This window comes from Streptomyces exfoliatus (genome assembly GCF_000725545.1).
GTDB lineage: Bacteria > Actinomycetota > Actinomycetes > Streptomycetales > Streptomycetaceae > Streptomyces > Streptomyces exfoliatus.
Map to the genome: position 1 here is coordinate 1 of NZ_JNZP01000095.1, position 464 is coordinate 464.

Here is a 464-nt window from a genome sequence, read left to right on the forward strand (position 1 = left end):
CGACCGCCACCTGGGTCAAGGCGAACGCCACCACCAACTGGACGACCGCGGGTGGCGACTTCGGTGCTGTCGCGGGCGACACCGGGGCCAAGACCAACGACCCCGCGCGCCACGACTGGAGCGTGACCTCCCTCGCCCAGTCCTGGGTGACCACCCCCGCCTCCCAGCAGGGTGTCGTCATCAAGATGGCCGACGAGGCCGCCTCCCAGGAGCGGACCCTGTTCCTGTCCTCCGAGGGCACCGAGCAGCGTCTGCGTCCGCGCATCGTGGTCACGTACATCGATTCCACGACCGAGTCGACGTACTTCGCGCCGCAGACTCCGGCGCGGATGACGCCGAACACCGACTACACGGTCGACTTCACCCTCACCAACACCACCTCGGCGAGCTGGACCGCGACGGATCACGTCCTCAGCTACAAGTGGACGCTGCCCGACGGCACCGACGTGACCACCGGCGGCAAC

Annotated in this window: 1 protein-coding gene; it reads left to right on the top strand. The window is 68.5% G+C overall.

Translation table 11 applies throughout. The features are described from left to right. Positions 1 to 464: DNRLRE domain-containing protein (locus tag IO20_RS37290; RefSeq protein ID WP_037637050.1), on the top strand; the 464-nt coding region annotated here is incomplete at both ends.